We start from the raw sequence: 25332 nt of genomic DNA on the forward strand, positions 1-25332 counted from the left end.
GTTTTTTTTTTACTTGATGGAGCCGACATGTTTCAGCCAGGATTCTTCGACCTTGATAATCGGATGCGTAAAATCGACAGCAACGGTGACCCGCTTACCAAAATCAATCAAGCGGGTGCATCCGACGTTTATGGAATCATTTAACACGTCGAATCCTCTTCTCTCGTGAGACCCTTTTTTCCTGCGCACTTTTTTCATACTGATCAAAGAACGAATCAAATTTTGAGTTATACTTGGCGCAGCGTAGCTTCAAAATATTGTTGGCATAGTCAACTTTCCACCAGGCACCTGACCTCTTGAGACGAATATTGCTGATAAACTTGTTGGCACTTTCTATTGCGCCACTGCCAAGTGGATAGCCACCACGCCGTAAGCGGCCATACTCAATTCTAACCTTGTTTGTCTTGAGATAGTTGACCAGGTTGTCCCGCTCTGTCTTTGCCTCTGCAGTTTTACACTTCATCCGGTTCAACCCGGCGATCACGTGAGCAGCATTATTATCCTGAAAGTCGGCTAAAGCGTACACTATATATCTACTCCCAAATACTCCAAGAACAGCTTGTCTCTGGCCACTGATTCGGTGGACCATCGATATTCAGCCATGACCGTCCGAACCTTTGTGGTTTCAATGCAGTCGAGCCAGTCCAGGATCTGGGCAAGAGAGCGTTGTGCAAGCCAGTTTTCCAGTTTTTTTTCGAGTTTGAGAAGTGATTTAGTTTTTCCGGTGTCTTTCTTTCTGAGTCTGGCTTGCACTTCTTTTATTTTTTTCGTCAGGAAGCAATGATAGCCCAACGAGATAAATTGTGTAAACTGTCTTCCACGCAGATTGTCCGGGTACCATGTACGAGGTCGCGCACCATCGAGCCTGCCTTTTTGCACGGCAAAGAGTTCTTCGATTTTTTCTCTCATCCGATAGTTCTCCAGTGCGGCAAATGTGTCCATCGTTTGGTTGCTGACAAGAGCAAAGTAGCCGAAGTATTTCTTTGCCTCGGCAATGGCTTCGTCATTGAATCCTATCTTCAGCCGCCCCCCTCGTCCCTTTCTGGAACAGGTTAAATACTTGTCGATTTTCTTTTGCGCTGACTCCGTGAATTCGGTTTTCCCTTCTTCTACTTGCGTTTTCAGTTCAAGCAGATCCTTCCGGAAGGCAAGTTCCTTCTTGGCTTCGTTGTCGGGAGAGTAATAAACATGGACATACAGACGGCGTGTGATCGTTTCTTTTTCACCGGCGGCCTTGCCGTTGCGTGAACGTTCTCGTATACGGTCAAATTGGTGCATTCTTAGCGATGTTGCCCCGCAGATTGACGGATCAAATGGGCAAGTGCTGGACATACCGGCAATTGCTGCACGAAGTTCGTCAACTGTCTCTCGGACCCAGACAATATTCGGATCCACCAGGGTAAGGAATTTCACATTGCGCAAGGCGAATTCCATCATATTTTTCTGGCTGTAGTAGCCGTTATCAGTGACAATCAGAGGTTTCTCCAGGTTGAGGCACTTGAGCTGTGTCAGGGTATTTTCAATGGAAATGACATCCGGGATATTACCGGGTTGTTTGGAGAAGGCCATCGGTTCGCGAGCTTTTACTGAATATAGGGTCAAAAGCTTGATCGTATTGAGTCCGTCGCCATCTTTATTGAACCCTCGCCGCGCCTCCGACTGATTTTCAGAGTAGGTCGAGATGGTGGTTGAGTCGAACGCCAACACAGGAGACTCTCCCAGACGTGCAGCCCGAGCTGAAAAATAACTCTGAACACCTTCTTCATTGCGCCCAACATCCTTAAACAGCTTACCATACACGTCTTCAGTGATTGCTTCGCTGTATGGAAGAGGGTGCATCACCTGCCAACTTTCAAGGCGCGGGAGCGTATTACCGCCGGAACCGATCCAGTAGCGTGCGATAGAAAGCATCTTCTCCGCATCACCCTCGCTGAATGAAGAACGCACATCATCATCGATGCCGGAAACCCTACCAACCCATTCCAGGATGTCCGTGAGGCCTGTGTGCCGACGTGTTGCATCGACAACGTCTCTGTCGCCTTTACGTTTTTTAGGACGAGTCGGAACAATATCTTGGGTCCCTGCCTTGATTTTCCCTTTGAGCTTCTGACTGACCGTGTAGGTCTTTCTGGTCTTTTCATCGTAGGCTGTAATCCGTTCATAGACGTAAATATCGCCATTCGGACGCTTTTCACGCCGTTCACCGACATGATTTTTTCCTGTTATTGGTTTAGCCATGCATGATCCTCCCTTTTAAGTGCGCGTATGGATACTAATACGTACACGTTTAAAGGCAAGAAAAAAGCACGGTATTTCAACAATGCCGTGCTCATAGAGTAGTGCTTTCTGTTTAAAGTGTGCGCTTTAGCCGATTTTCAGGTTATTATGAAACAAACGCACCTTGGTCTGTTCTATCCACGAACTGGCCTTCCCTGCTTCAGGAAAGTGAATTTTGGTAAAAGCATGTAAGTGTTCTGAGCAGTGATAATAATCGAGAACTTGCCGACATTCAGGGAAATACTCTTTGACACAGTCCCATATCCACTTCGCTCCATCACCAACAAAACACAGGCGGACTTTGTCCAGTGGAATGATATCCTTCCTCCTCAGGTCAGCCAGAAACTCGCGGAATTCATTGACGTTACTGATTTGATGCCAGCTTAAAAGATGGACAACTTTAGGGAATCTCGAATAAATGGTTTATTCCCCAGCGTCTTTAATTATGCGATAAATATGGAAATCAGGGGCAACTCAACATCTGAATTTTCGTGTTTTTGGGGTTGCAGCGAACAACTCAATCGCCCTGAAACCCATTTTCCTGCTATGTTACAAGCAATGTGCCCAGCCGATCCATATTGTAAGCAAGGTTTCTCATCCCAATCTTCACCGTCGCCCTTGCCAGGCCGACTGTTCTTACAAGCAAATTTCCTGCCTTCTGGGTTTGCGCACCGAAAACATGCTCAACCCTTACACGAACCTTCGATTTGGTCCTGTTACTCTTCTGTTCTCGAGCTGTCAGCTTTCGGTTCCGAGTGCCTTTACGATGAATGCGTTCCCGGTAACCCGATTCCTCCAGCGACTTTAGACGATCTTTCGAATAGTACGCCGAGTCTGCCCAGACATTACGATTCGTGTTTTCCGCAAGTATTTCCTCAAACACATTGTTGTCATGGACGGAAGCGTCAGTTACTTTCCAGCCACGGATGAGTTTATGCTTAGCATCAACGGAAATATGATTTTTGTAGCCAAAAAAGGATTTGCCGTTCTTCTTGGTCCAGCGAGCATCAACATCTTTTCTCCGCCGCTTGTTCTCACCCCATTGAACCGGGGCCTTGCCTTCGCGCTTTATCTGTGCATTTTCTTCACGGCTATTGCGCTGTATCGGCGTCTTCACAATGGAGGCGTCCACGATCTGCCCTTTCAGGGCCGTATAGCCACACTCCTGCAGGTGCAACTCAAACTGAGAAAACAACTCTTCGATTATCCCAGCGTTTTTCAAATCCTCACGAAAAAGCCATATAGTAGTTGCATCGGGAACTTTGCTCCCTACGTGCAAACCGAGAAAACGGCAAAAAGAGTCGCGATCGAGAATTTGATATTCAGTGGCGTCATCGGAAAGGTTATACAGAGACTGAAGCACAAGAATTTTGAAGAGCAATATGACATCATATCCTTTCGGTCCCGCTGCAGACTTACGGGGCTTCTGTCGAGCCTTTTCAAGTGCAGGGCGAAAGATTTCCCAATCAACAGCTTGATTAATTTTGGTAAGAGGGTCACCGTTGCTGTCGATTTTAAGCATCCGATTATCAAGGTCGAAGAATCCTGGCTGAAACATATCGGCTCCATCAAGTAAAAAACGGTTTAGAAGATGATGGAAAAGCATAACATAATATCAATATTTCAGACATTTAAAACGCTATTTGCGTTTGTTTTGCTGTAGTAATTATTCGAGAAACCCTATATGGCTTTTTCGTGAGGATTTGAAAAACGCTGGGATAATCGAAGAGTTGTTTTCTCAGTTTGAGTTGCACCTGCAGGAGTGTGGCTATACAGCCCTGAAAGGGCAGATAGTAGATGCCTCTATTGTGAAGACGCCGATACAGCGCAATAGCCGTGAAGAAAATGAACAGATAAAGCGCGAAGGCAAGGCCCCGGTTCAATGGGGTGAGAACAAGCGGCGGAGAAAAGATGTTGACGCTCGCTGGACCAAGAAAAACGGCAAACCCTTTTTTGGCTACAAAAATCATATTTCCGTTGATGCTAAGCATAAACTCTCCAATTCAAAAACAAGCTTTACTCACTTGATGCTTCAACTATCGACCTTTGTTTGTCCGTCTTTCCCTGGGCAAAATTTCGTTCAACCAAAGGCGGTGTGAAACTGCACGCCTTGTTAGATCATGATGGTTATATTCCCAGGTTCGCCGCGATTACCGACGCAAAAACCTCAGATTTTTGTTTTGCAAGGACACTCACCCTGCCTGCAGGTTCAATTATTGCTGCCGACAGGGCGTACATTGATTTTGCCTGGCTGTACAGGCTCAATAAAAGAAAAAACGTTCTCGTTACCCGCCTCAAACGCAACATCAAATACAAGGTGACCGAGCGACGATCGGTTCTTAAATCCAAAGGGCTCACCTCTGATCAAACCATCATTCTTACCGGTACAAAATCAAACGAGTGTCCCATACCTCTTCGGCGGGTAGGGTATAAAGACCCAAAGAGTGGCAAACATTACGTTTTCCTTACCAACAATTTCCACCTGGCGGCAAAAAACATTGCCGATATTTATAAGAGCAGGTGGGAGATTGAGCTTTTTTTCAAGTGGCTTAAGCAAAACCTAAAGATCAAGACTTTTCTTGGCACCAGCCGCAACGCGGTCATGACACAGATATGGATTGCCCTTATCACCATGTTAGTACTTTCTTACATGAAATTTTTAGCAAAGCTGGGGCAATCTCTTACACAAATCCAGCGAATTCTACAGTTAAACCTGTTTAAAAGACAAAACCTGTGGGAGTTATTTAATCCTTTGCCTACAAAACATAAAATCGAAAACTGTCAAAAAATGCTGTTTAATTTCAGTCAACTATAGCCGGACACTTGTGATTGGCTGTAGAACCTGAAAATAGGCTTTTTCAAGATCGACTACTTAATTGTAAGATGGGGTATATTAAAAGAGAAATGATTAATTCCATTTTTTTCAACGAGGAAAAATTTTTTCCGCCCTTTTCTGTATATTTTGTAATCATAGCTTTTGTTGTAATAATCACTATTTGGACTATATATTGAACGATACCTTCTGTATTGTTTCTTCCAGGCATTTTCTTTTGAGCTTAGTTTTATAAGGATTGGCATGCCTTGTTCCCTCGCTTTTGTTATAGCGATGGAATTTCTTTTAGTCGTAAAATATCCATTTGTAAAAATTTTGGGAGTTTTAATGGTACCAATTGAATAGAAGACCAGAGCAAGAGCAGTAATAAGATAGTATCTGTGGATGTGATATGCAGCACCTTTCTTAACCTTTAAGGTCTGCCGTTTATCAAGATAGCCAAGAAAAGTGATGAATATAATAATTGCAAGAGTATAAATAACAGTGTGGTATCGAAAGTTCATTTTTTCTGGCCGTAAAAAAGGATACACCCCTATTATGCTATAGGCGTGACCGAAGAAACCAAATAAAAAGGGTATGCTTATAGTGTATAGCTCCTTTTTTTTGATTGCAAGAACGGCTATCGCTTGCAACAGTGCAATATAGAGAAGAATTGTTTCTTTCTCGTTTGAGTGTAACTTGTAATAGACAAAAATATTGCCGGCGTATTCTCCTAGCGTGGTTGTTGCAACCTTCAAATCTTTTGCAAGAATTTTTTCAGCGTGTCGCTTTTGTCGTCGTTTCGGATCGCCATGATTTCCCATAGCAATACATGCAAGTCTTCCCCCTGGTTCGTTGGTTAGTTTTTGGGTGAGTATGGCTTCTGTCCCAAAAAAAATCGCTAGTAGAAGAGAAAAATAGATTAATGGCTTGAAGTAGCGAATTGTGATTTTATTATCATCGGATTTATTGGAGAAAATCAGTATAAGTATTGCAAAGGCTGGAAAGTAATAAATAGATGTTACTTTTGACCCGTAAGAGAAGAAAAGGAAAATTACGCTCAATATTAGCAGCGATAATCGTTTCTTGTTTATCCAAATTTGTAAAAAATAAATACTCCCCAGTAAATATGTGGCTGCCGGACCCATTGGAAGGAATTGGCTGCCCTGGCGTAGCATGGGGGAAGAGAATAAAAAGGCAATGGCCGCTAGTGTGCCCCACAGTTTAGAATGAATATTTTTTACTATTAAATAAAAAAAAAGTACTCCCATCGTAGAAGAAAAAAAAGGCCAGATATAATAATTTTGTGGTTCTGTCCCATATATTTTTTGAATTATAAGTACGGGGATGTTGATTGCCCAGCGCAATGCATGGTGGCTCCTTATCGCCCAATCCGGAGGGAGGGAACCATTTTCAACATAATCACGAACCATAGCCCACTTAAATATAGCGTCTCCACCCGCCTCAATGTTGCTGGAAAAGCAAAGTCTGACAAGCATTGATAGTGAAAACAGTGCTAGTATAATGACAATATTTTGAAAGGTACTTGTTTTGATAAAACTCATTTGTAATCTAGAGGTGAGGTAAGGTTTGTTAGGTTGAGAAAAATAGCTTTTACTAGAAAAGGTCTCAGTCGAGTAGTAATTTCTCATATAATATTATGGTCAGTATTCTAAGGGCCGTTGACTCAACTTTTGGGGTTGCTAAGGCATGCTAGAAGTAACTTGTCAGTCCGCAGAAATTTAGCATAAAAGTGAAAAGTTCTTCAGTCACTGGTATGTTGAAGACTGCGAAAATGCCTATAATATTAAAGAGGAAGGAGTTTTAGGAAACTACCAATTATTTAGGGATACAACAAGAAACAAAACAGCTACACTCTCGCATTTCATCCTTCTTTGGATTATTTTCGTCGGCACTCTGCTGAATGCTGGAAGTGGTCTTGGGGTTTCTGCAAGCCGTTAAGTGAGGCGTCGCGACCGTGGACATGCCTTCCTGTACATGATAAGAGTTGTGAAAAAGTGAGTGGCATTTCCATCGGCATTTAAAAGGTTAATGCATTCTTGCGGCCAATGCTGTAGGCAAAGTTTGGGCAGGATAGACGTGACAAATTGAATTTTATCTTAACTTAACCAAATGATAAACCGGAAGCGTCAACATTACTAGTAGGCTGTAAGGGGAAGCTCATGGGGTCAAAAAGCGGCCCATAATGGCTAATTGAAGATTAAGCTAGAGAGCCTTGCGCAAAATAATGGAATTATGCATGATTCTTGTATTTTGCACAATGAGAGTGTCGCTGATGTTATTATAATAATGCTTAACATATGAGAGTTGATGAAAATTGTATATCTGCACCAATATTTTAATACACCATTAATGGCAGGAGGAACGAGATCGTATGAAATGGCTCGACGATTGGTTGAGGCTGGCCACGAAGTCCATATTGTTACCTCTTTTCGTAAGGAGCATGAAAAAAAAGGCTGGTTTAGGACAATAGAAGCCGGTATTCATGTTCATTGGTTACCTGAGCCATATAATAACAAGATGAACTTTTATGCTCGTATAAAAGCTTTTTTGAATTTTGCTGTTAAGGCGGGGCTGTATGCTAGCCGACTCCAGGCAGACGTTGTTTTTGCAACGAGTACACCGCTGACTATTGCTCTGCCTGCTGCTTTTGCTGCAAGACGTCAGGGAGTATCAATGGTCTTTGAGGTGAGGGATCTTTGGCCGGAATTACCTATCGCAATAGGGGCACTTCGTAATCCTTTTCTTAAACTGCTTGCTAAAAAATTGGAAATGTTTGCTTATCGCAATGCAAAACATATTGTTGCCCTTTCACCTGGGATGGCTGCCGGGGTTGAAGCAACAGGTTACCCTGTAAAAAAGATTTCTTGCATACCTAATAGTTGCGATTTGCATTTATTTAAACCAGAAAAACGGAAAGCACAGGTGTTTCGTGAAGAGCACCCGGAGTTGGGGGCTGGACCGATTATTTTATACCCAGGAACATTGGGGAGGATTAATGGAGTAGGTTACCTGGCTGAACTTGCTTCAAAAGTTAGAACTGTCCGTCCAGATTGTCGTTTTGTTGTAATTGGAGCAGGAATTGAGTGGGAAGATGTGCAGCTTTTGGCTTCTGATTTAGGTGTGCTTGGGAAGAACTTTTTTATGTATATGGAAATTCCTAAAACAAAGCTGGTTGAAGCATTTTGTGCTGCTACTGTGATTGTGTCCTTAGTTATTGATCTTCCCGAGTTAGAAGCAAATTGTGCTAATAAATTTTTTGATAGTCTAGCATCAGGCACCCCTATTGCTATTAATTATAAAGGGTGGCAGGCAGAGTTGATTGATGAATATGAAGTGGGGGTGTCCTTGTCTAGAGACTTGGATGTTGCTGCAAAAGATCTTGTGCGTTTTATTGCTGCAGAGGAAAGGGTTCATGATTGCGGTGAAAATGCTTTGAAGTTAGCATCTGCTCAATTTGATCGTGATGTGCTTGCTGGGAGGTTAGAAAAAGTTTTGTTGAGTGCAGTTGTGGATGACTGTTGATTTATTAGTAATCGGAAAATAGATGAAAAGGTTTGTAGATTGTTGTGTAAGCTTTGGGGCATTGTTGATATTAGCGCCGTTACTGTTGCTAATGGTTGGTCTTGTTTATTTTAAACTTGGCTCACCTGTTTTTTTTCGTCAAATTCGTCCAGGTAAGAATGAAAGACCATTTGAATTGGTAAAATTTCGAACTATGCTTAACTCTACCGATCGAGACGGTACATTGATGCAAGATGATCAACGTCTCACTTCTTTTGGTAGTTTTTTGCGTTCTTCGAGTTTGGATGAACTACCAGAGCTGTGGAATGTATGCAAGGGCGATATGAGTTTAGTCGGACCGCGTCCTTTGCTAATGGAATATCTCAACAGGTACACACCGGAACAGGCCCGGCGTCATGAAGTGCGGCCTGGTATTACCGGCTGGGCTCAGGTGAACGGGCGCAATGCCCTTTCCTGGGAAGACAAATTTAAGCTTGATGTCTGGTATGTGGATAATCGATCTTTGTGGCTGGATGTTAAGATCCTTTTTTTAACTGTGTGGAAAACATTGAAAAGAGAAAATATAAATCAGGAAGGACAAGCAACGATGAAGAAATTTATGGGGACGGGGAAGGATGTCTGAACAATCACGATTTAAAGACTGGCAATACCCGAAATTCGAAGACGGTGTTCCCACGAAATACCATTGGTTGGTACAGCATTCTACTGGCTTGGAATTAGGATACAGAACGGATATTGGTGCTTTTACCTATATCAATGCGTCCTTTGGAGTGGTCCTTGAAGAGAATGTTCAGGTTGGGTCTCATTGTTCGATTTATTCTGTGTCAACCATTGACAATAAACAAGGAAAGGTTGTTCTGAAAAATAATTGTAAGTTAGGTTCCCATTCCACCGTGATGCCAGGAGTGACCATTGGTGAAAATTCCATTATTGGAGCCCATAGTTTGGTGATTGGTGATATCCCCAAGAATTGTGTGGCTGTAGGTGTGCCAGCAAAGGTTATTAAGAAGATTTTATCTTGACTATAGATCTGGATACAGGAGAACTTTCAAATTGAATAAACGAATCTTTCTGTCAGCTCCCCATATGGGAGGCGAGGAGGTTGACTTTATAAGTGAGGCTTTTGCTTCTAATTATATCGCCCCCGTTGGTCCCCAAATCGACGCTTTTGAGCGCGAGTTTGCGGAAACAGTTGGTACGAAATTTGCCGTTGGAGTCTCGGCTGGGACAGCTGCTCTTCATCTCTTATTAAGGTGTGTTGGGGTGGGGGCAGGGGATGACGTCTTCTGCTCCGACTTTACCTTTGTTGCCAGTGCTAATCCCATTTTGTATTGCGGGGCTACCCCTGTTTTTATAGATTCCGAATACTCCAGTTGGAATATGGACCCCTTACTCTTGGCGAAGGCACTTGGACAGCGGGCAAGAGAAAGTCGTCTGCCCAAGGCAGTGGTTCTTGTTCACCTCTACGGCCAGCCTGCTGATATAGATCCCATAAAAGAGGTCTGTGACCAGTATCAGGTGGCATTGATTGAAGATGCAGCCGAGGCCTTGGGGGCAGAATACAAGGAGAAGGCACCAGGGACTATTGGTCTGGCAGGATTTTATTCGTTTAACGGTAACAAGATTATCACCACTTCCGGTGGTGGAATGATAGTCACTGACAATGAAGAATTGGCTAATAAGGTTAAATTTTGGTCAACTCAGGCCAGAGATAATGCGGTGCACTATGAGCATACCGAAATTGGGTATAACTATCGGATGAGTAATGTGCTGGCAGCCATCGGTCGCGGGCAGTTGCGGGTACTGCCTGATCGGGTTGTTGGAAAAAGAAAAATATTTGCACAGTATCGGGAAAGTCTGGGTGACTTGCCAGGGGTTGCGTTTATGCCTGAACCTGCTTTTGCTTGTTCTACCCGCTGGCTTACCTGCTTGACCATTGATCCCGACCAGGCGGGCGTTAATCGAGACGGGGTGATCAGGGAGCTTGAGAAAAACAATATTGAATCACGCCCTACCTGGAAGCCAATGCATATGCAACCTTTGTTCAAAGGGTGTCAGGTAGTGGGTGGGTCGGTTTCTGAACATCTCTTCTCATACGGCCTTTGCCTGCCATCTGGAACTAACATGACTGAAGAAGAGTTGGCACGTGTTATATCTGTAGTTCGTGGTTGTTGGGGCTAATAGTGGCCTGGAGAAGTATAACAAAAAAAAAATCGAAGAATCTGTGGGTGATTTCGGATCAAACCGTGATGTAACTTGCTGCTAATGTATGTTATTGGGAGCTTATTTCTGCCATAAAAACTGATGTTCGCTTTGGAAATGGTGTTAGATTAAACATAAACGGAACATCCCCCTGAACATTCCTTGAGATGGAGGTGGAGAAAAGGCGTCCTTTAACCATCAGCAATTGTCGGTCCAAAAGAAAGGAGATTTTTTTCTAATAGCTGCATACCGAAGTGAAGCACTAGAAGGGCTTGGCCTTAACCGAACAAACAGTTTTTGTTAATTTTTTTTAGGTAGCATCCCGGCTTTGCCGGGCGACAACAAAAGTTTGACAGTTCTTGAAAAATAAAGAAGCCTCCGACCTCATGTGCCGCTCAGGGAAAGGTAATTTTTAAGCAAATGATCTGCTGAGACTTCTTGCTGTTCCGACCCACGATACTTCGCTTCATTTTCATGACAACAATATTTCAGCTCATTTGAGTGCTCAACCAAATTTAGGTGGCGGGGAAACTCGTGTAAATCTTCTTTCTTTATTATGTGGCGCCAGGTTATGTCTTCAAGATACATTGAGATCTTTTCAGATTTGTTTTTTACGGCTTATGGGTGTTTTACCCTGATCGGGGTGATTGGCTATTTTGTTGGACTTGATTTCATTGCCTTGCTCATAGTGAGTGGTATATGTATTGTTGTTATAGCTTTTTTAGCAGTATACTTTTGCTACAGAGATGAAGTCTGGTGCCGGCTACCGTATACGCAATTTCTGTGTCTGGGACTGTTTATAGTCGCTTCGGTATGTTTGACATTATGTTTGAATAGGCCGGATAGCGATGATAGGACCTATCTCGGACTCTCAATTTTAATTTTAGAAAACCCCGATATTCCTATTAGGGCGATTATTAGTGGTTTGCACAAGGGATATGCACTTTCGTACTATGAATTTATAAAATCGTCACTCACGTTCATCACCGGTGTCCCTATACTTTACTCTTATTATCTAGTTGTTCCTTCGATAATAGCGATTATGGCCACAATAATGCAATGGAGGCTTCTGAAGCTTCTTGTGGAGGATAGATGGTTAGTCGGGATGCTCTTTTTCTTTATTGTGATGTTGACATGGGGAGATGTGCACAGAACCCATGCCAATTTTGGTTTTGTCAGGATGTTTCAGGGCAAAGCATGTTTTGTCACATTGGTCATCCCTTCAATATTTTATTATTTTTTAAAATATCAGCAAGCTTACAGGAAGAGGTATGCTGTTTTTCTTGTTTTTGTTTTGTTGTCCGGGGTCGGTTTTACTCCAACCGGGATTATTGTTGGACCATTGTCACTGTTAGTGCTCATGCTTGCCAACATCAGCTTTTCACGAGATGAGATGAAAAGGAATTTCCTTCTTGCTTTAAGCTTGTTGGTTCCCTTGGGAATAGGCTTGGTTATGAAGTTTTATTTCGGTCATACTCGTAGTGGTGTGCACACTCAATACGGAGTTCGATTTCATGCCCATACGGCTAATTATGAAATGCTTCGTTTTGTTCTGGGTAGCGGGTATCGAGGGTGGTTTTCTCTCTTTTGCTTTGTGGTTAGTCCGTTATTTATTACAAATAAGTCTGTTAAAAAAAGTTACAGAAATTTTGTAGCTCTCGCTGTTTTGATGCTTGCAATGCCTTGGACCTCAGAAATAATTGCTCGTGCCACTTATCCAACGGCCTCATGGCGATGGCTTTGGATGTTACCACTTACAACAAGTATGAGCATTGTTATAGGGGGGATTCCTGGGTTGTTAAAGAGTAAGAGGGGTGTGTTTGTAGGGTATGGATTATCTGTATTTTTAGTATTGGTGTTTGTTTTTTCTTCAAGTAGGTTAGTTGTTTCAAAAGAAAATGGTACTAGTTTTGGGAAACCTGCTTTTAAACTTCCTGATTCAAACAGGATTTGGCTGGACACTCATAGAAAGTATGCTGTTGTTAAGGGGGCGAAAATTTATTTTAAAAAATCAGGTAAGTCATTTTGATGGGGGAGCGCCCCTGGTTCAGCCTCGTAAGTTCTATTGGGGGGCAATCTTCCCGAAATAGGAAGCCAGAGCATGTCGTGAAAAAACTTGTTTTAGTTTTCCGTCAATGAGGAAAATTATAGCGATTAAAGTTTTTGTTGTTTTGTCGCTACGAGTTCTTGCTTTGGCAGGCTTAGCTAACCTGTTAATACCCTTGAGGATACCGTTGTTGATTTGAGAATTAAACCATTGAAGTGTATCATCCCCGATGGCGCTTGATGTGTCTCCAGCTTTTTAGATTGACTCTAGCCAGCTATGTGCTGCCCTGAAATATCAACGTCTCATAAAGTTTCGGCTTCTTTGGGGGGAGAGGGGAACAATTCCTGGAATTTTAAGCGAATGTAGTAGGCGCGACTTGTTTTAAAATAGAGTTTTTTAACAATAAGGGTCTTGAGGGGATCCACTGGTGGTTGCTTTAAATTCTCAGGATTTTCACAACAAAGATAATGTTACCAACCAAGCTTTGGTCGCCCTTTCTTCTCTTAGGGCAACTGACCTTCTTAACCGCATCGTTGATGATTGTCATGAACTGGAATTTATCGAAGGTCAACTCTGCGACAGAGAATTTTCCCCCTGGACCTTTTATAAAAGCTGGAGACATGTTAGAAACGACAACCTGAAATTGACCATCAGGGAATCCTATGGATTTCGGAGTGATAATTTCGATCAGTTGCGCTAAATTATTTACTTGGTAAACTGCACCATCCCGGTTTTGCCAACAGGTTGTTTGAAGATGCTTTTGGGGCTTTTGTTTTTGGGCATTTAGGAGCCTTTTATATGAATAGGTCAATAGGCAGTGGTGTAAAGTCTTTTTCATGAAATTGTAAAAAAAATTGTATGAGTTTTTTATCTGTTGCTGTAAGTCTCACTGAGTGTGGGCCGAGGAATGGTCGTGCACTGAACGAACTGTAGGTGATTGAATCCTCTAAAAGTAAGTTGTGAGCAAGGCCTAGAGGAAGATGTTTTAAGGTGACTCCCTTTGTAGGATGAAATCTATAAAGGGAGTAGATGGGGATCGTTAATAAATGTTTTTGATAATTAAGCCGTGATGTAATGAGTTCTCACCTATTTTTATACTGTCTACAGTTTATTAAGAGTATTGCTAACCAAAGGCAATTGATTGGGTCACTGGCAAAGCGAGAAGTTAAGACTTTATATGTTGGGTCGCTTCTTGGAATATTTTGGGCGTTCATTCACCCCCTTATAATGATCTCTGTGTTTTGGTTCATTTTTAGTGTTGGGTTTAGGGTAAAGCCTTTAGGTGATGTCCCTTTTGTTGTTTGGCTGACAGCTGGTATGGCACCATGGTTTTATTTTTCCGATATAATTGTCGGATCGGCATCAAGTGTTATAACCCACGCCAACTTAGTGAAGAAAACTCTTTTTCCATCGGAAATACTTCCAGTTATCAAGGTTACCTCCAGCTTTGTATCCCACTCTTTTTTTCTCCTTATCTTGTTGCTTCTCTTATTTTTTCAGGAAATACCTTTTTCCCTATTTTTCTTCCAGGGAGTATATTACCTTTTTTGCCTATGGGCCTTATCCCTTGGGATAGGGTTGATTTTGGCACCTTTGAATGTTTTTATTCGTGACATATCGCATCTGGTGAATGTTTTAATACAGATCGGATTTTGGGCGACACCTATATTTTGGGATATCAACATGATGCCTGTTGTCATTCAGAAGTTACTCAAGTTGAACCCCGTCTATTACGTAGTGCAGGGATATCGAGATTCATTTATTTATGGGATACCCTTTTGGCACCATCCCGCGCAGACTTTCTACTTTTGGTTGGTAACGACCGTCATCTTCATAAGCGGCACTATGATTTTTTTAAAATTAAAACCTCAATTCGCCGATGTCCTTTAGTAGGCAATTCTCTATTAAAATGAATGACAGTACATTGCCCATTATTTCGGCTGAAGGCATTAGTAAGGTTTTTCGGCTTTATAGACGTCAGCGTGATCGAATTAAAGAAATTCTTACAATTTTTGGGAAGAAGAATTATTACACTCCATTTTACGCACTGCGTGATATCTCTCTTGAGATTTATAAAGGGGAAACAGTTGGTATCATCGGACGCAATGGATCTGGAAAATCGACACTTTTGCAGATAATTTGCGGCATTCTCCAGCCGACAGAGGGTGACATTAAGGTCAAAGGGAGGATTTCTGCACTGCTTGAACTCGGAGCTGGGTTTAATCCGGAGTTTTCGGGCAGGGAAAATGTGTTTCTTAATGGTTCAATTCTTGGACTGAGCCGTAGTGAGGTAGAAGCCTGTTTCGATGATATCGCTACTTTTGCTGATATAGGAGAATTTATTGATCAGCCGGTGAAGAGTTATTCAAGTGGGATGTATGTACGGTTGGCCTTTGCCGTTGCCATTAATGTGAACCCAAGTATTCTCATCGTTGATGAAGCGCTTTCCGTAGGGGATACGCAGTTCCAGGCCAAATGTTTCGCTAAGTTTAGAGAGTTTCAAGAAAAAGGAGTGACGATATTATTCGTAACCCATTCAATGGATCTGATTACCAGATATTGCAGCAAGGCCTTCTTGCTTGAAAAGGGGAGGCTTGTTAAATCCGGGGCTGCAAAAGAAGTGGTTGATGAATATAATCGTATGGTTGTGAACTGCTTTGCTGACCAGGACGATGTCGAAAATGAAGAGCCTCTGAAACTTGTTGCCTCACATATGCGCAAATCAGAGCAAACATATCAGCTCAACCCTAATGAAAATCGTTACGGTAACGGAAGGGCGGAAATCATTGAAGTTGGAGTTGATTCCCTTTCGGAAAGAGGATCTCATACTTTCACCCATGGTGAGCGATATCGATTTTGGTTCAAGACCATGTTCCATGAAACAGTTTTTAATCCGATAACCGCTTACACTATAAAAGATGTCAAAGGGTTTGACCTGTGCGGCACCAACACATTGTTCAAGAAAAAAGAAATTGGAACGGTTCATAAAGGTGATATCATTCTCACAGAGTTCGAACAGCGCATGATGCTCAATCCTGGAGGATACCTACTTTCATTTGGTTGTGCTGGATTCGAAGAGGGTGAGTATGTAGTTTATGATCGGCGTTATGATGTTATAACCTTTGAGGTAGTATCTGCGAAATCCAGCGTTGGTATTTTTGATCTTGATTCTGAAGTAACTATAAGTCAGTTGACCTAGACGCATCCTTGCGGAAGTCGCCATGGGGCATAAGCCAAATGGCATGAAACTATATTAACCCTTTAACCAGGTGTTTATAATGTCTAAGTATCTTTTATTCCTTGCTTGTCTTACCGGTGGAGTGCCTGCTCCTACCACGACTGTGATTTTGAATGCTTTTTCTGATTTTAATTGTACCTCTGCCTGGACGACAAGAGACGGTGCTCTAGGATTACGAGCGGGTAGCGGTAGTGGAACTTGTACCGCTTCGTTTCCGGGTGAATCCGGTTGGTATACAATACAAATTAAAGTACAGGCAGAAAGAGATGGTGCCCCTCCTTATAGTTTATCTATTAACGGTGACAAAGTTGATTCCGGCAATTATCCATATGCCTGGGAGGACAGGCTTATGTGTAATGAATCGTATTTTGAGTATCCAGATCGTAACAAAATTATAACTGCTGGTCGGTTTTATATTGATAAAGGTGATAGCATTGCATTTTATGGTCAAGAGACATATCCTTGCGGGCACGACCACGGGGCATATGCCAAATGGCATGAAATTATATTGACGCCTTAATTTGCCTGTTCCAGGCGGCTTGGAGGTGGCTTTGGTTGTGCTAATCTAAAATTGATCAGAAAGCAGGAGCAGGTGTTGTGCTAACGGAAAATTGGCCACCCTGAGCGCAGTTTCTTCCTGTGTTATGGTAAGCGTAAAAAACATAACAGGCAGGGAGGAAAGGAGTTGCTCTCAATGGATCAATACGAGTTTATCAGGACTGCCCATTGTGTCTACGGCAAGAATGTCAGCGAACTGTCTAGGATGAATGAACATTCATGGGACACAGTGAAAGAGGCCATTCGCGGTGAACCCTGGGGATATCGTGAACGGGAAAGGCAATCCTCAAGTGAGCCTACCCCAATTCCCAAACCACTGAGCGGCATTTTTAAGGTGGATCCTGCTGTTGTTTTCCTCGTGACGACCGCTCTGTTCGGACACGTTTATTGACGTGTTTTCTCCTTCTTGTTAACCTGAAAATCGGCTAAAGCGCACACTTTAAACAGAAAGCACTACTCTATGAGCACGGCATTGTTGAAATACCGTGCTTTTTTCTTGCCTTTAAACGTGTACGTATTAGTATCCATACGCGCACTTAAAAGGGAGGATCATGCATGGCTAAACCAATAACAGGAAAAAATCATGTCGGTGAACGGCGTGAAAAGCGTCCGAATGGCGATATTTACGTCTATGAACGGATTACAGCCTACGATGAAAAGACCAGAAAGACCTACACGGTCAGTCAGAAGCTCAAAGGGAAAATCAAGGCAGGGACCCAAGATATTGTTCCGACTCGTCCTAAAAAACGTAAAGGCGACAGAGACGTTGTCGATGCAACACGTCGGCACACAGGCCTCACGGACATCCTGGAATGGGTTGGTAGGGTTTCCGGCATCGATGATGATGTGCGTTCTTCATTCAGCGAGGGTGATGCGGAGAAGATGCTTTCTATCGCACGCTACTGGATCGGTTCCGGCGGTAATACGCTCCCGCGCCTTGAAAGTTGGCAGGTGATGCACCCTCTTCCATACAGCGAAGCAATCACTGAAGACGTGTATGGTAAGCTGTTTAAGGATGTTGGGCGCAATGAAGAAGGTGTTCAGAGTTATTTTTCAGCTCGGGCTGCACGTCTGGGAGAGTCTCCTGTGTTGGCGTTCGACTCAACCACCATCTCGACCTACTCTGAAAATCAGTCGGAGGCGCGGCGAGGGTTCAATAAAGATGGCGACGGACTCAATACGATCAAGCTTTTGACCCTATATTCAGTAAAAGCTCGCGAACCGATGGCCTTCTCCAAACAACCCGGTAATATCCCGGATGTCATTTCCATTGAAAATACCCTGACACAGCTCAAGTGCCTCAACCTGGAGAAACCTCTGATTGTCACTGATAACGGCTACTACAGCCAGAAAAATATGATGGAATTCGCCTTGCGCAATGTGAAATTCCTTACCCTGGTGGATCCGAATATTGTCTGGGTCCGAGAGACAGTTGACGAACTTCGTGCAGCAATTGCCGGTATGTCCAGCACTTGCCCATTTGATCCGTCAATCTGCGGGGCAACATCGCTAAGAATGCACCAATTTGACCGTATACGAGAACGTTCACGCAACGGCAAGGCCGCCGGTGAAAAAGAAACGATCACACGCCGTCTGTATGTCCATGTTTATTACTCTCCCGACAACGAAGCCAAGAAGGAACTTGCCTTCCGGAAGGATCTGCTTGAACTGAAAACGCAAGTAGAAGAAGGGAAAACCGAATTCACGGAGTCAGCGCAAAAGAAAATCGACAAGTATTTAACCTGTTCCAGAAAGGGACGAGGGGGGCGGCTGAAGATAGGATTCAATGACGAAGCCATTGCCGAGGCAAAGAAATACTTCGGCTACTTTGCTCTTGTCAGCAACCAAACGATGGACACATTTGCCGCACTGGAGAACTATCGGATGAGAGAAAAAATCGAAGAACTCTTTGCCGTGCAAAAAGGCAGGCTCGATGGTGCGCGACCTCGTACATGGTACCCGGACAATCTGCGTGGAAGACAGTTTACACAATTTATCTCGTTGGGCTATCATTGCTTCCTGACGAAAAAAATAAAAGAAGTGCAAGCCAGACTCAGAAAGAAAGACACCGGAAAAACTAAATCACTTCTCAAACTCGAAAAAAAACTGGAAAACTGGCTTGCACAACGCTCTCTTGCCCAGATCCTGGACTGGCTCGACTGCATTGAAACCACAAAGGTTCGGACGGTCATGGCTGAATATCGATGGTCCACCGAATCAGTGGCCAGAGACAAGCTGTTCTTGGAGTATTTGGGAGTAGATATATAGTGTACGCTTTAGCCGACTTTCAGGTTGTTAACGTCTTGCTGCTCACCCGGAGGATAGGGCTATGCTGAGGAGCAACCCGAGCGCCGAGGTGAGTGACCTGTGAATGGAGGGCTGGGTATATTTTATAATGCCCGGCCTTTCTTCCATTCATGGGTCTTTAATGTGTTAAACCTACTTACGGCGAGCGAAGCGAGACGGTAAACTTAAAGTGTTTCTGCCATCGAAAACACTTCAAATGGAGTACGTTTTCCCAGCGCCGAATGTTTTCTTTCTTTGTTGTAATAGTCGAAAAAACGGCTTAACCCGTGGTATAACTTGTGGTCGTCTGGATAACATTTTGGATAAACATCCTCATACGTTACCGTCCACCAAAGGCGCTCGATAAAGGCGTTATCCAAGGCACGACCACGGCCATCCATGCTGATTGCAATATTCTTTTTATCGAGCAGCACCTTTGTAAACGCTTCAGAGGTAAACTGCGCTCCCTGATCAGTGTTGAAAATTTTAGGTGTTCCCTTTGTCGATGCTCGCTTTAACGCATCAATACAAAACAAAGTATCCAGGCTGTTCGATAACGTTCAGGCAAGAACATATCGTCTATACTAGTCAATCACTGCAGCCAGGTACATAAAGCCGAATTGCATTGGGATATAAGTAATGTCAGTGCTCCACACCAGCCCAACTCTATCAATGTCCATGCCTCTCAATAGGTATGGATATATTTTATGTTCTGGAGCAGGCTTGCTAGTATGAGGCCCAGGGGTAATTGCCTGAATTCCCATCAACCGCATTAAACGAGCAGCACGCTTATGCTTGACCTGATATCCCTGATCCCGCAGCCAATCTGTCATTCGGGGGTATCCGAACTCTGGATGGCGCAGATACTGTTCATCAATTAGCCGCATCAAAGTAAGATTTGTTTCCGTTTCTGCAGCAGGTTCACTGTAAATAACAGATCTTGAAATGCCTGCCAACCTGCATTGGCGTCTGATAGAGTACTGTGAACCTGGTTTCACCCACTCTTTGCGCACTGAAAGCGGTGTGGCTCAAAGCTTTTTTTCGAGCCATTTAATGTCCATTTTCAACCGACCAATCTCTTCATACTGTGGGCTGTCAACTCTTCTTCAGTCTTGGACTGTCGCCTGGTCCTTGAATCGGAGAATAATGATTCAGCGTTTTCCTGTAGCTGCTTTTTCCACGTCGATATCTCGTTTGGATGAACCTTGAACTTAGTTGCCATTTCTGCCATCGTCTTCATACCCTTAATGGCTTCGATGGCAACCTTTGCCTTTAATTTTTCTGAAAATGTTCTTCGTTTCTTTTTCATCTGCATCCCTCTTTCTTACCAATTTTTGAATGCAGAATCCGCTTAAGTAGGCGGTACTGAAATCGGGGTAAACCGCAATATCTGTCTTTATCGTTTTTTCCGGCTGCGTTAAGAACATGTATTTGATTATTTTTATGCCGAGGTCCATTCCTATTATTATACTATGCATGGCTGGTTCTCCTTTAATTGCAGCATCTGACTGCGTTGAGTTAGTTCTTGTCGAACATGCTATGTGTAGCATAAAACTCGGGAGGTGAACCAGCCATCTCATTTTACCTTACCTGTTCATTACCAAAAACTTGGGAAATGACGCCGCCTGAATTGATGAGAAATCAGGGCTAAATGTCGCTCCAGCAAGTATCTTTGGGAAGATTCCGTACCATTTTCAAGATCTTTGTTGCCACATCAATAGAAGCTATTTTTCTTAGGGCCAGTTTTTACATTGACCGGTGTTATCCATGGAGAATGGCCCGTGATTCCATCTCTTGGGTAGGCTCTCAATCACCAGAATATCATATAGTTTATTGTTAATAATAATCTTATCAAATGGGCCACCAGCCAGATGATAATAGCTGACCTGGTGGCAGACCGATGCATTATATTGCATTTCATTATACCTGCGAACTACCTCGTATAAACTGAATCTATCTGGGGGGAGCCCTTCTATGGCCTGATTGTAGTCAAGTAAGAAATTACCAGTAGTTCTCAATGTCACGGCATCATTTTTCGTGCCAGCCTCATTTTTATTCTTTTTTTCAACACTTGCTGCAAGTATGGCAGGAAGATATTCTGTTGCCGAAAAGTAGTTTTTAGCTAATACCATTGGAGCATTAAATAGAAAAAAAAGAGCGATAACCATAACTATGATGTATTTTTTCTCTTTTACGGGCTTGATTTTCATTTGAGGGTCTCCAGGTTTTTAACCAAGTTAGGCGGCGTAGATTGAGGGCAATAATACGGCTCTTTGCGTCAGTTCTTCCACATCTTGTATTTTATCGGTAAATATACGACGAAGTAGTACGGTGGTCTTTTTATTGCGTAGCTTTTTCATCCAACAATAATATAATGAGGGGAGTAATACTAGGGCATTTTCGGTCGCTTCCGTCGCAATCCTGATCTATTCCATCTCCACATACATCGAATGCAAAAGGGTACACATTTGGATTGGTATCGTCACAATCCCTTTGATCTATGGTATAGCCATCTCCATCACCGTCAGCATCCTTTGGGCTTGACAACGAATTGAACCAGTTTTGTGCCAGGACATTGTTCCCGGCTTTGGTCAGATGCAGCCCATCAATCGTCAGATCCTTCCAGGTATCGACGATCGTTGAGTAATGATCGGCAATCTTGACATTCCTGTTATTAGCCATGTCTATTATGTACTGGTTGTAGACCGGAATATTTTTGAAGCTGTTTGCAGGATTTGTATCAGGGGTTAATGTACCGATAATCGGCTCGGCTTTATAGTCTCTAACTTTATCAACCATGGCGGCCAGATTACTGGCGATAGTCGTTGGTGAAAAAAAGGCGATGTCATTGGTCCCCCCCAAGAGCAGGACCGTATCCGGGTTCACCTGATCAAGTATTTGCTCAATGCGTTTTAGCATGCCAAAGGTAGAGTCTCCAGGGTTTCCGTAATTATAAACATTGGCCGGCATACCTGATGCATTAAGTTTTGCTTCAAGCTGAACCTCAAACCCTTCTTGTGGGCAACGGCATCCATTACCGTTATCCTGCAGGTATGGATAATCTGCGGTGATACTGTCACCGATTGCAACCACCTGTATCTCTGCATTTGCCAAGACAGGGGTGAGGGTGAAGAACATGATTGACAGGTTCAAGCAGATCAATAAGGCTTTGTTTTTCACCATGTCTTTTGATACATTTGTTTATAGATATCTGACCAAACTTGAATTTCGGCCTCGGAGTCAAAGTAGGAGATTGATTCAGAATGAGGATCCTTTCTAGTCTTCATGTTTGCAACCTTTAAGCGGGCATTGGCTGATTCGTAAAGAGTATCGGGCATCCTTCTCACCTGTTCCCTGCTCCATTGTTCCCCATTCCAACTAGAATAATACTGTCGATATTGCTCACCGTCGAAGCCGAGCCATCGTACCCATATCTCTCCTGTTCGCCCAACACCGACGACAGGAAGAACGTCCGGCAAATCGTCATCGGTGTTGACCCGTTGTGGCGGTGCCCATTCCCCGTCGGACCAGCTGCTCAAATAAATATCATCATCATCGTCCCCATTTGAACCGGAAAAGGTCAGCCAGATGACCCCTGAAGGGTCAACCGCCATATGGGGCGCCATGACGTAACGCAAGGAAGGATGGATGAAGTTTGGTTGATGGATCCGATTTCCATCTATCAGACGAAAGGCCATACGTACCGAGTCCTGCTCTCGTATTGTCCAGACCACAAAATTCCGCTTCTTTTTGTCAACCACCACCACCGGAGGGGAGTTGACCTGCCCACCACTGAAAAGTTGCTTTGTATTAAGTAAAGCGTTGTTGTTGCGATTCTGCAAGAAAAACATATATTCACCATTCTTCTTGCCGTACCAGGTAATTGGAGAATCTTCTGCCCTATATGCTCGAAAAGCAGAATACAAAAGCACTAGTCCGATGAGTATAAGTATTAGCGTTACTACGTATCGAACAGCTTGAAGCTTTAGTTTCAGCACAATCTTATTCTCTAGCATATCTAATTTGTGATAATATCTAAACAACCCTGTCTCAGGCACGTTTGCATGTTTCAAGTGTCTAAGATTAGGGGCAAATAACACCGTGTAAAGGTGAAGTCAATCTGCAGGTAAGGCGGCCTGTTAATAAAATCTTGACAAATTATAAGCTAACTTTGGCGCAAGACGCAAAATAAAAAAACAGTGAGAGGTGAATACAGCACTTGTAGGGTTCTATTAGTTCTCTGGCTAATCGAAAATAAGCTTAAAGAGACACTTCACCGTATTTACGGCGAAAGATATGCAATCAGTCCTGCAAGAAGAATTTTTGAAAATAATCAGAGGCAAAGAAAAACATTTGGTTCGTGTACACAATTAATGAAAGTGGTGAAACCATTCACATCGTGTAACCTTTCACCTGGATAAATTCACCCAATCATTTTGATCCTAAAAAAAAGCGAACGTTCCATGATGCTATCGGCTATGTTTTCTACATGGCCGAGGTATCTACTTACCGCAAACGTATCATAGACACCAACGACGTCAACTTCCTCCGTCAACTCATCACCGATAATCCTGATGAGAGCCGTAGAGCGTTGTCCCTGAGAGACTGCCGTGAATGGATGAAGTGGTCAAGTAAAAATGTACATTTTTACTTGACCACTTCAAAAGAAATTGGCAAATTGTACAATAGCCAAAACTAAATATCTAAAAAGGGAAAATCAATGTTTAAATCACGCAGCACTCTAGCTTTCGCAATGCTCATTATTTTAACAGTTCTTAGCTGGGGAAACACCAGCTACGCAGTCGATTGCGCTAGGGCCACGATCAAAAAAGTTGGCACAAACCCGACATTAAACACAGGAGCAAGTCCTTACATGGTTCAGCTTAGCTGCTCAAAAGAATCAGCTTGGGAAGGGATTAGTACTTTCTATCTCTCCACGGATTTGGGCGATTCTGGTTTGGCAACCTTGCTGACAGCCTACTCGATGAACAAAACCCTCTGGGTCCGTGCCTTAGGCTCTAAATCTGGATCCATAATTACTGTTATTTACATGAACGATTGACGATATAGCGTCTGCAATCTAGCATGTCCTTAAATTTTGCATACCTTACACAGAAAGGTACGACTTATTATCGGTCGCTATTGTTCCTATGTACCTTTACCCTGACAATTTTCTCAACTGTAATTGTAGGAAGCGTACAGGCAGACTTAGCGAAGACAACATCTTTAGAAACGACTTGGTACCATCAAAGAATGAATCTTGATTGTGCTGGGCGGCCTTTGACGGAGATTCTTGATGAGGTCGCTGACTTTTTTGAAACAGAACTTGTATACCAGGCTGAAGAATCTGGTTTAGCTATTCAGTGCAGCTATTCGCAGGCAACAGTCAGTGAGATACTAAACCGCCTGTTTCAAGCGCAAAGTCGAGCGATCCTTATCGAGAATTTGCCTGAACGTAGAATCACTGTTGAGGTATTCGGATTAAGTGAACGCCATGTTGTGTCAACAGGCGAAGGTAGCGGAAAAGAAACGCTTCCATTTCTTGGTGGTATGACAAAAGCGGAGTTGGCTGCAATGCAGCATGCACAGCTTGAATTGTATCATCAGGAGATGAAGAATCCCAGTGCAATAATACCAGGTTTGAGTATTACCCGAGGTGAGTTGGAATATCTCCATCGGGAACAGAATTTAGGGTATCGAAAACTTGTTGGCGACCCAAATCAGCGAGTTGCCGGAATGTCAATGACACTGCAAGAATTAGAAGAATCTCACGAACAACAACTCTTGCGATATGAAGAAAAAAAATGGAGTCAGGATGTTAAAGATCCGCTCACAGGGTTAATTCCTGCAGAGATTAAAGAGTTACATCAGCGCCAGATAGAGGCGTCTAGGTTGGAATAATTTTGTTTTTTTATCAGTTTTATTGAGCGGGACAGGGTCGAAGGTAAACTATTTTTGATGAATCCTGTGCCTATATTTTGAAAAAGTGCGTTAACGTCTTGATCATGATTGTAGAAAATCAATAGACGCTATCACATAGGGGGCGGTATTGACCAATTTTAAAAGGGGGCAAATGCTTTGCTCATGAAAGAGGCAAAGGATTCTGTCCTCATGGTTGTCCTGAATAATTGTTGCTGTTTTCTTACAGAACATCCCATTAAATGAGACCGCTCCAAGACCTCGTTTAATAATGGGCTTTCAATAGAGGACTGCACGCCAAAGTGAACCGCTACGCGCTCCACTTAACCATGCAATTAAGCCGACTTCGGCTGTGCTTAGAATATACAGCGTTCTAACCTCAATCATCGCGGCTTATTGCAAGCCACACTCATCTTACTGTTGAACTTTTTCTTATCTGATTACTTA

Annotated in this window: 26 protein-coding genes and 1 pseudogene; 15 read left to right on the plus strand and 12 right to left on the minus strand. The window is 43.1% G+C overall.

The annotated features are described in order from the left end of the window. Positions 1–9: 9 nt before the first annotated feature. The 3 genes and pseudogenes from ACHZCY_RS16510 to ACHZCY_RS16520 all read right to left on the minus strand — a co-directional run bounded on the left by ACHZCY_RS16510 (position 10) and on the right by ACHZCY_RS16520 (position 2238). Positions 10–147, minus strand: coding sequence for a hypothetical protein (locus ACHZCY_RS16510; RefSeq protein WP_319549681.1), 138 nt, complete (start codon positions 145–147; stop codon positions 10–12). Continuing rightward, positions 137–484 (minus strand): annotated as a pseudogene (locus ACHZCY_RS16515) (ISKra4-like element ISDau4 family transposase); the annotation flags it as partial. The gene ACHZCY_RS16510 and the pseudogene ACHZCY_RS16515, both read right to left, overlap by 11 nt. A 41-nt stretch (positions 485–525) precedes the next feature. Next, positions 526–2238, minus strand: a complete 1713-nt coding sequence (locus tag ACHZCY_RS16520; protein WP_319549682.1) for an IS1634 family transposase — start codon at positions 2236–2238, stop codon at positions 526–528. A gap of 243 nt (positions 2239–2481) precedes the next feature. Here ACHZCY_RS16520 and ACHZCY_RS16525 point away from each other — a divergent pair, with 243 nt between their 5' ends. Further along, on the plus strand, positions 2482–2664 hold the full coding sequence (locus ACHZCY_RS16525) for a hypothetical protein (protein ID WP_394713411.1): 183 nt from the start codon (positions 2482–2484) through the stop codon (positions 2662–2664). Between the two features lie 157 nt (positions 2665–2821). On the opposite strand, the gene ACHZCY_RS16530 is transcribed toward ACHZCY_RS16525, so the two are convergent. Continuing rightward, on the minus strand, positions 2822–3835 hold the full coding sequence (locus ACHZCY_RS16530) for an IS5 family transposase (protein WP_319549683.1): 1014 nt from the start codon (positions 3833–3835) through the stop codon (positions 2822–2824). Positions 3836–3980: 145 nt separating this feature from the next. Here ACHZCY_RS16530 and ACHZCY_RS16535 point away from each other — a divergent pair, with 145 nt between their 5' ends. Both ACHZCY_RS16535 and ACHZCY_RS16540 read left to right on the plus strand, forming a co-directional pair. Then, on the plus strand, positions 3981–4376 hold the full coding sequence (locus ACHZCY_RS16535; protein WP_319549684.1) for a transposase: 396 nt from the start codon (positions 3981–3983) through the stop codon (positions 4374–4376). Further along, the gene (locus ACHZCY_RS16540; RefSeq protein ID WP_319549685.1) at positions 4328–5092 is read left to right on the plus strand and encodes an IS4 family transposase; all 765 of its coding nucleotides are present in this window, start codon (positions 4328–4330) and stop codon (positions 5090–5092) included. Before ACHZCY_RS16535 ends, ACHZCY_RS16540 begins: the two co-directional genes overlap by 49 nt. A gap of 53 nt (positions 5093–5145) precedes the next feature. Here ACHZCY_RS16540 and ACHZCY_RS16545 read toward each other — a convergent pair whose 3' ends face one another. Beyond that, the gene (locus ACHZCY_RS16545; RefSeq protein ID WP_319549686.1) at positions 5146–6654 is read right to left on the minus strand and encodes an ArnT family glycosyltransferase; all 1509 of its coding nucleotides are present in this window, start codon (positions 6652–6654) and stop codon (positions 5146–5148) included. A gap of 766 nt (positions 6655–7420) precedes the next feature. Here ACHZCY_RS16545 and ACHZCY_RS16550 point away from each other — a divergent pair. The 5 genes from ACHZCY_RS16550 (at position 7421) to ACHZCY_RS16570 (ending at position 12866) form a co-directional block, all read left to right on the plus strand. Next, on the plus strand, positions 7421–8635 hold the full coding sequence (locus ACHZCY_RS16550) for a glycosyltransferase family 4 protein (protein WP_319549687.1): 1215 nt from the start codon (positions 7421–7423) through the stop codon (positions 8633–8635). Positions 8636–8657: 22 nt separating this feature from the next. After that, positions 8658–9257 (plus strand): sugar transferase, encoded by a 600-nt coding sequence (locus ACHZCY_RS16555; protein WP_319549688.1) that lies wholly within the window; start codon positions 8658–8660, stop codon positions 9255–9257. Beyond that, complete coding sequence (locus ACHZCY_RS16560) at positions 9250–9657, plus strand: acyltransferase (protein ID WP_319549689.1); 408 nt, start codon at positions 9250–9252, stop codon at positions 9655–9657. Before ACHZCY_RS16555 ends, ACHZCY_RS16560 begins: the two co-directional genes overlap by 8 nt. A gap of 31 nt (positions 9658–9688) precedes the next feature. Next, positions 9689–10816 carry a DegT/DnrJ/EryC1/StrS family aminotransferase gene (locus ACHZCY_RS16565; RefSeq protein ID WP_319549690.1) on the plus strand — a complete coding sequence of 376 codons (1128 nt, stop codon included), beginning with the start codon at positions 9689–9691 and terminating at the stop codon, positions 10814–10816. 592 nt (positions 10817–11408) lie between these two features. Further along, the gene (locus ACHZCY_RS16570; RefSeq protein ID WP_319549691.1) at positions 11409–12866 is read left to right on the plus strand and encodes a DUF6077 domain-containing protein; all 1458 of its coding nucleotides are present in this window, start codon (positions 11409–11411) and stop codon (positions 12864–12866) included. Positions 12867–13320: 454 nt separating this feature from the next. Here the strand turns inward: ACHZCY_RS16570 and ACHZCY_RS16575 are convergent, their stop codons facing one another. Continuing rightward, a complete protein-coding gene (locus ACHZCY_RS16575) occupies positions 13321–13722 on the minus strand; it encodes a hypothetical protein (RefSeq protein WP_319549692.1) in 402 nt (133 codons plus the stop codon). Positions 13723–13958: 236 nt separating this feature from the next. On the opposite strand from ACHZCY_RS16575, the gene ACHZCY_RS16580 reads away from it, so the two are divergent. From ACHZCY_RS16580 to ACHZCY_RS16600, 5 genes are all read left to right on the plus strand, one after another. After that, a complete protein-coding gene (locus tag ACHZCY_RS16580) occupies positions 13959–14774 on the plus strand; it encodes an ABC transporter permease (RefSeq protein WP_319549693.1) in 816 nt (271 codons plus the stop codon). 19 nt (positions 14775–14793) lie between these two features. After that, on the plus strand, positions 14794–16083 hold the full coding sequence (locus ACHZCY_RS16585) for an ABC transporter ATP-binding protein (protein WP_319549694.1): 1290 nt from the start codon (positions 14794–14796) through the stop codon (positions 16081–16083). 79 nt (positions 16084–16162) lie between these two features. After that, the gene (locus tag ACHZCY_RS16590; protein ID WP_319549695.1) at positions 16163–16642 is read left to right on the plus strand and encodes a hypothetical protein; all 480 of its coding nucleotides are present in this window, start codon (positions 16163–16165) and stop codon (positions 16640–16642) included. A 174-nt stretch (positions 16643–16816) separates the two neighbouring features. Beyond that, positions 16817–17071: a hypothetical protein gene (locus tag ACHZCY_RS16595; protein ID WP_319549696.1), complete on the plus strand. Its 255-nt coding sequence runs from the start codon at positions 16817–16819 to the stop codon at positions 17069–17071. 164 nt (positions 17072–17235) lie between these two features. Then, on the plus strand, positions 17236–18948 hold the full coding sequence (locus tag ACHZCY_RS16600) for an IS1634 family transposase (protein ID WP_319549682.1): 1713 nt from the start codon (positions 17236–17238) through the stop codon (positions 18946–18948). 203 nt (positions 18949–19151) lie between these two features. Here ACHZCY_RS16600 and ACHZCY_RS16605 read toward each other — a convergent pair whose 3' ends face one another. The 6 genes from ACHZCY_RS16605 to ACHZCY_RS16630 all read right to left on the minus strand — a co-directional run bounded on the left by ACHZCY_RS16605 (position 19152) and on the right by ACHZCY_RS16630 (position 22964). Continuing rightward, positions 19152–19502, minus strand: coding sequence for an integrase core domain-containing protein (locus ACHZCY_RS16605; RefSeq protein ID WP_319549697.1), 351 nt, complete (start codon positions 19500–19502; stop codon positions 19152–19154). Positions 19503–19550: 48 nt separating this feature from the next. After that, positions 19551–19964: an IS3 family transposase gene (locus ACHZCY_RS16610; protein WP_319549698.1), complete on the minus strand. Its 414-nt coding sequence runs from the start codon at positions 19962–19964 to the stop codon at positions 19551–19553. Positions 19965–20029: 65 nt separating this feature from the next. Beyond that, a complete protein-coding gene (locus tag ACHZCY_RS16615; protein WP_319549699.1) occupies positions 20030–20275 on the minus strand; it encodes a transposase in 246 nt (81 codons plus the stop codon). A gap of 424 nt (positions 20276–20699) precedes the next feature. Then, a complete protein-coding gene (locus ACHZCY_RS16620; RefSeq protein ID WP_319549700.1) occupies positions 20700–21176 on the minus strand; it encodes a hypothetical protein in 477 nt (158 codons plus the stop codon). Positions 21177–21306: 130 nt separating this feature from the next. Further along, entirely contained in the window at positions 21307–22149 is an 843-nt protein-coding gene (locus tag ACHZCY_RS16625; protein ID WP_319549701.1) for a GDSL-type esterase/lipase family protein, read from the minus strand. Continuing rightward, positions 22143–22964 carry a hypothetical protein gene (locus ACHZCY_RS16630; protein ID WP_319549702.1) on the minus strand — a complete coding sequence of 274 codons (822 nt, stop codon included), beginning with the start codon at positions 22962–22964 and terminating at the stop codon, positions 22143–22145. Before ACHZCY_RS16630 ends, ACHZCY_RS16625 begins: the two co-directional genes overlap by 7 nt. Before the next feature lie 722 nt (positions 22965–23686). Here ACHZCY_RS16630 and ACHZCY_RS16635 point away from each other — a divergent pair. Both ACHZCY_RS16635 and ACHZCY_RS16640 read left to right on the plus strand, forming a co-directional pair. Further along, entirely contained in the window at positions 23687–24028 is a 342-nt protein-coding gene (locus tag ACHZCY_RS16635) for a hypothetical protein (protein ID WP_319549703.1), read from the plus strand. Between the two features lie 191 nt (positions 24029–24219). Next, a complete protein-coding gene (locus tag ACHZCY_RS16640; RefSeq protein ID WP_319549704.1) occupies positions 24220–24867 on the plus strand; it encodes a hypothetical protein in 648 nt (215 codons plus the stop codon). Positions 24868–25332: the final 465 nt, after the last annotated feature.

The sequence above is a fragment of the Desulfogranum marinum genome, from assembly GCF_963675105.2.
GTDB lineage: Bacteria > Desulfobacterota > Desulfobulbia > Desulfobulbales > Desulfobulbaceae > Desulfogranum > Desulfogranum marinum.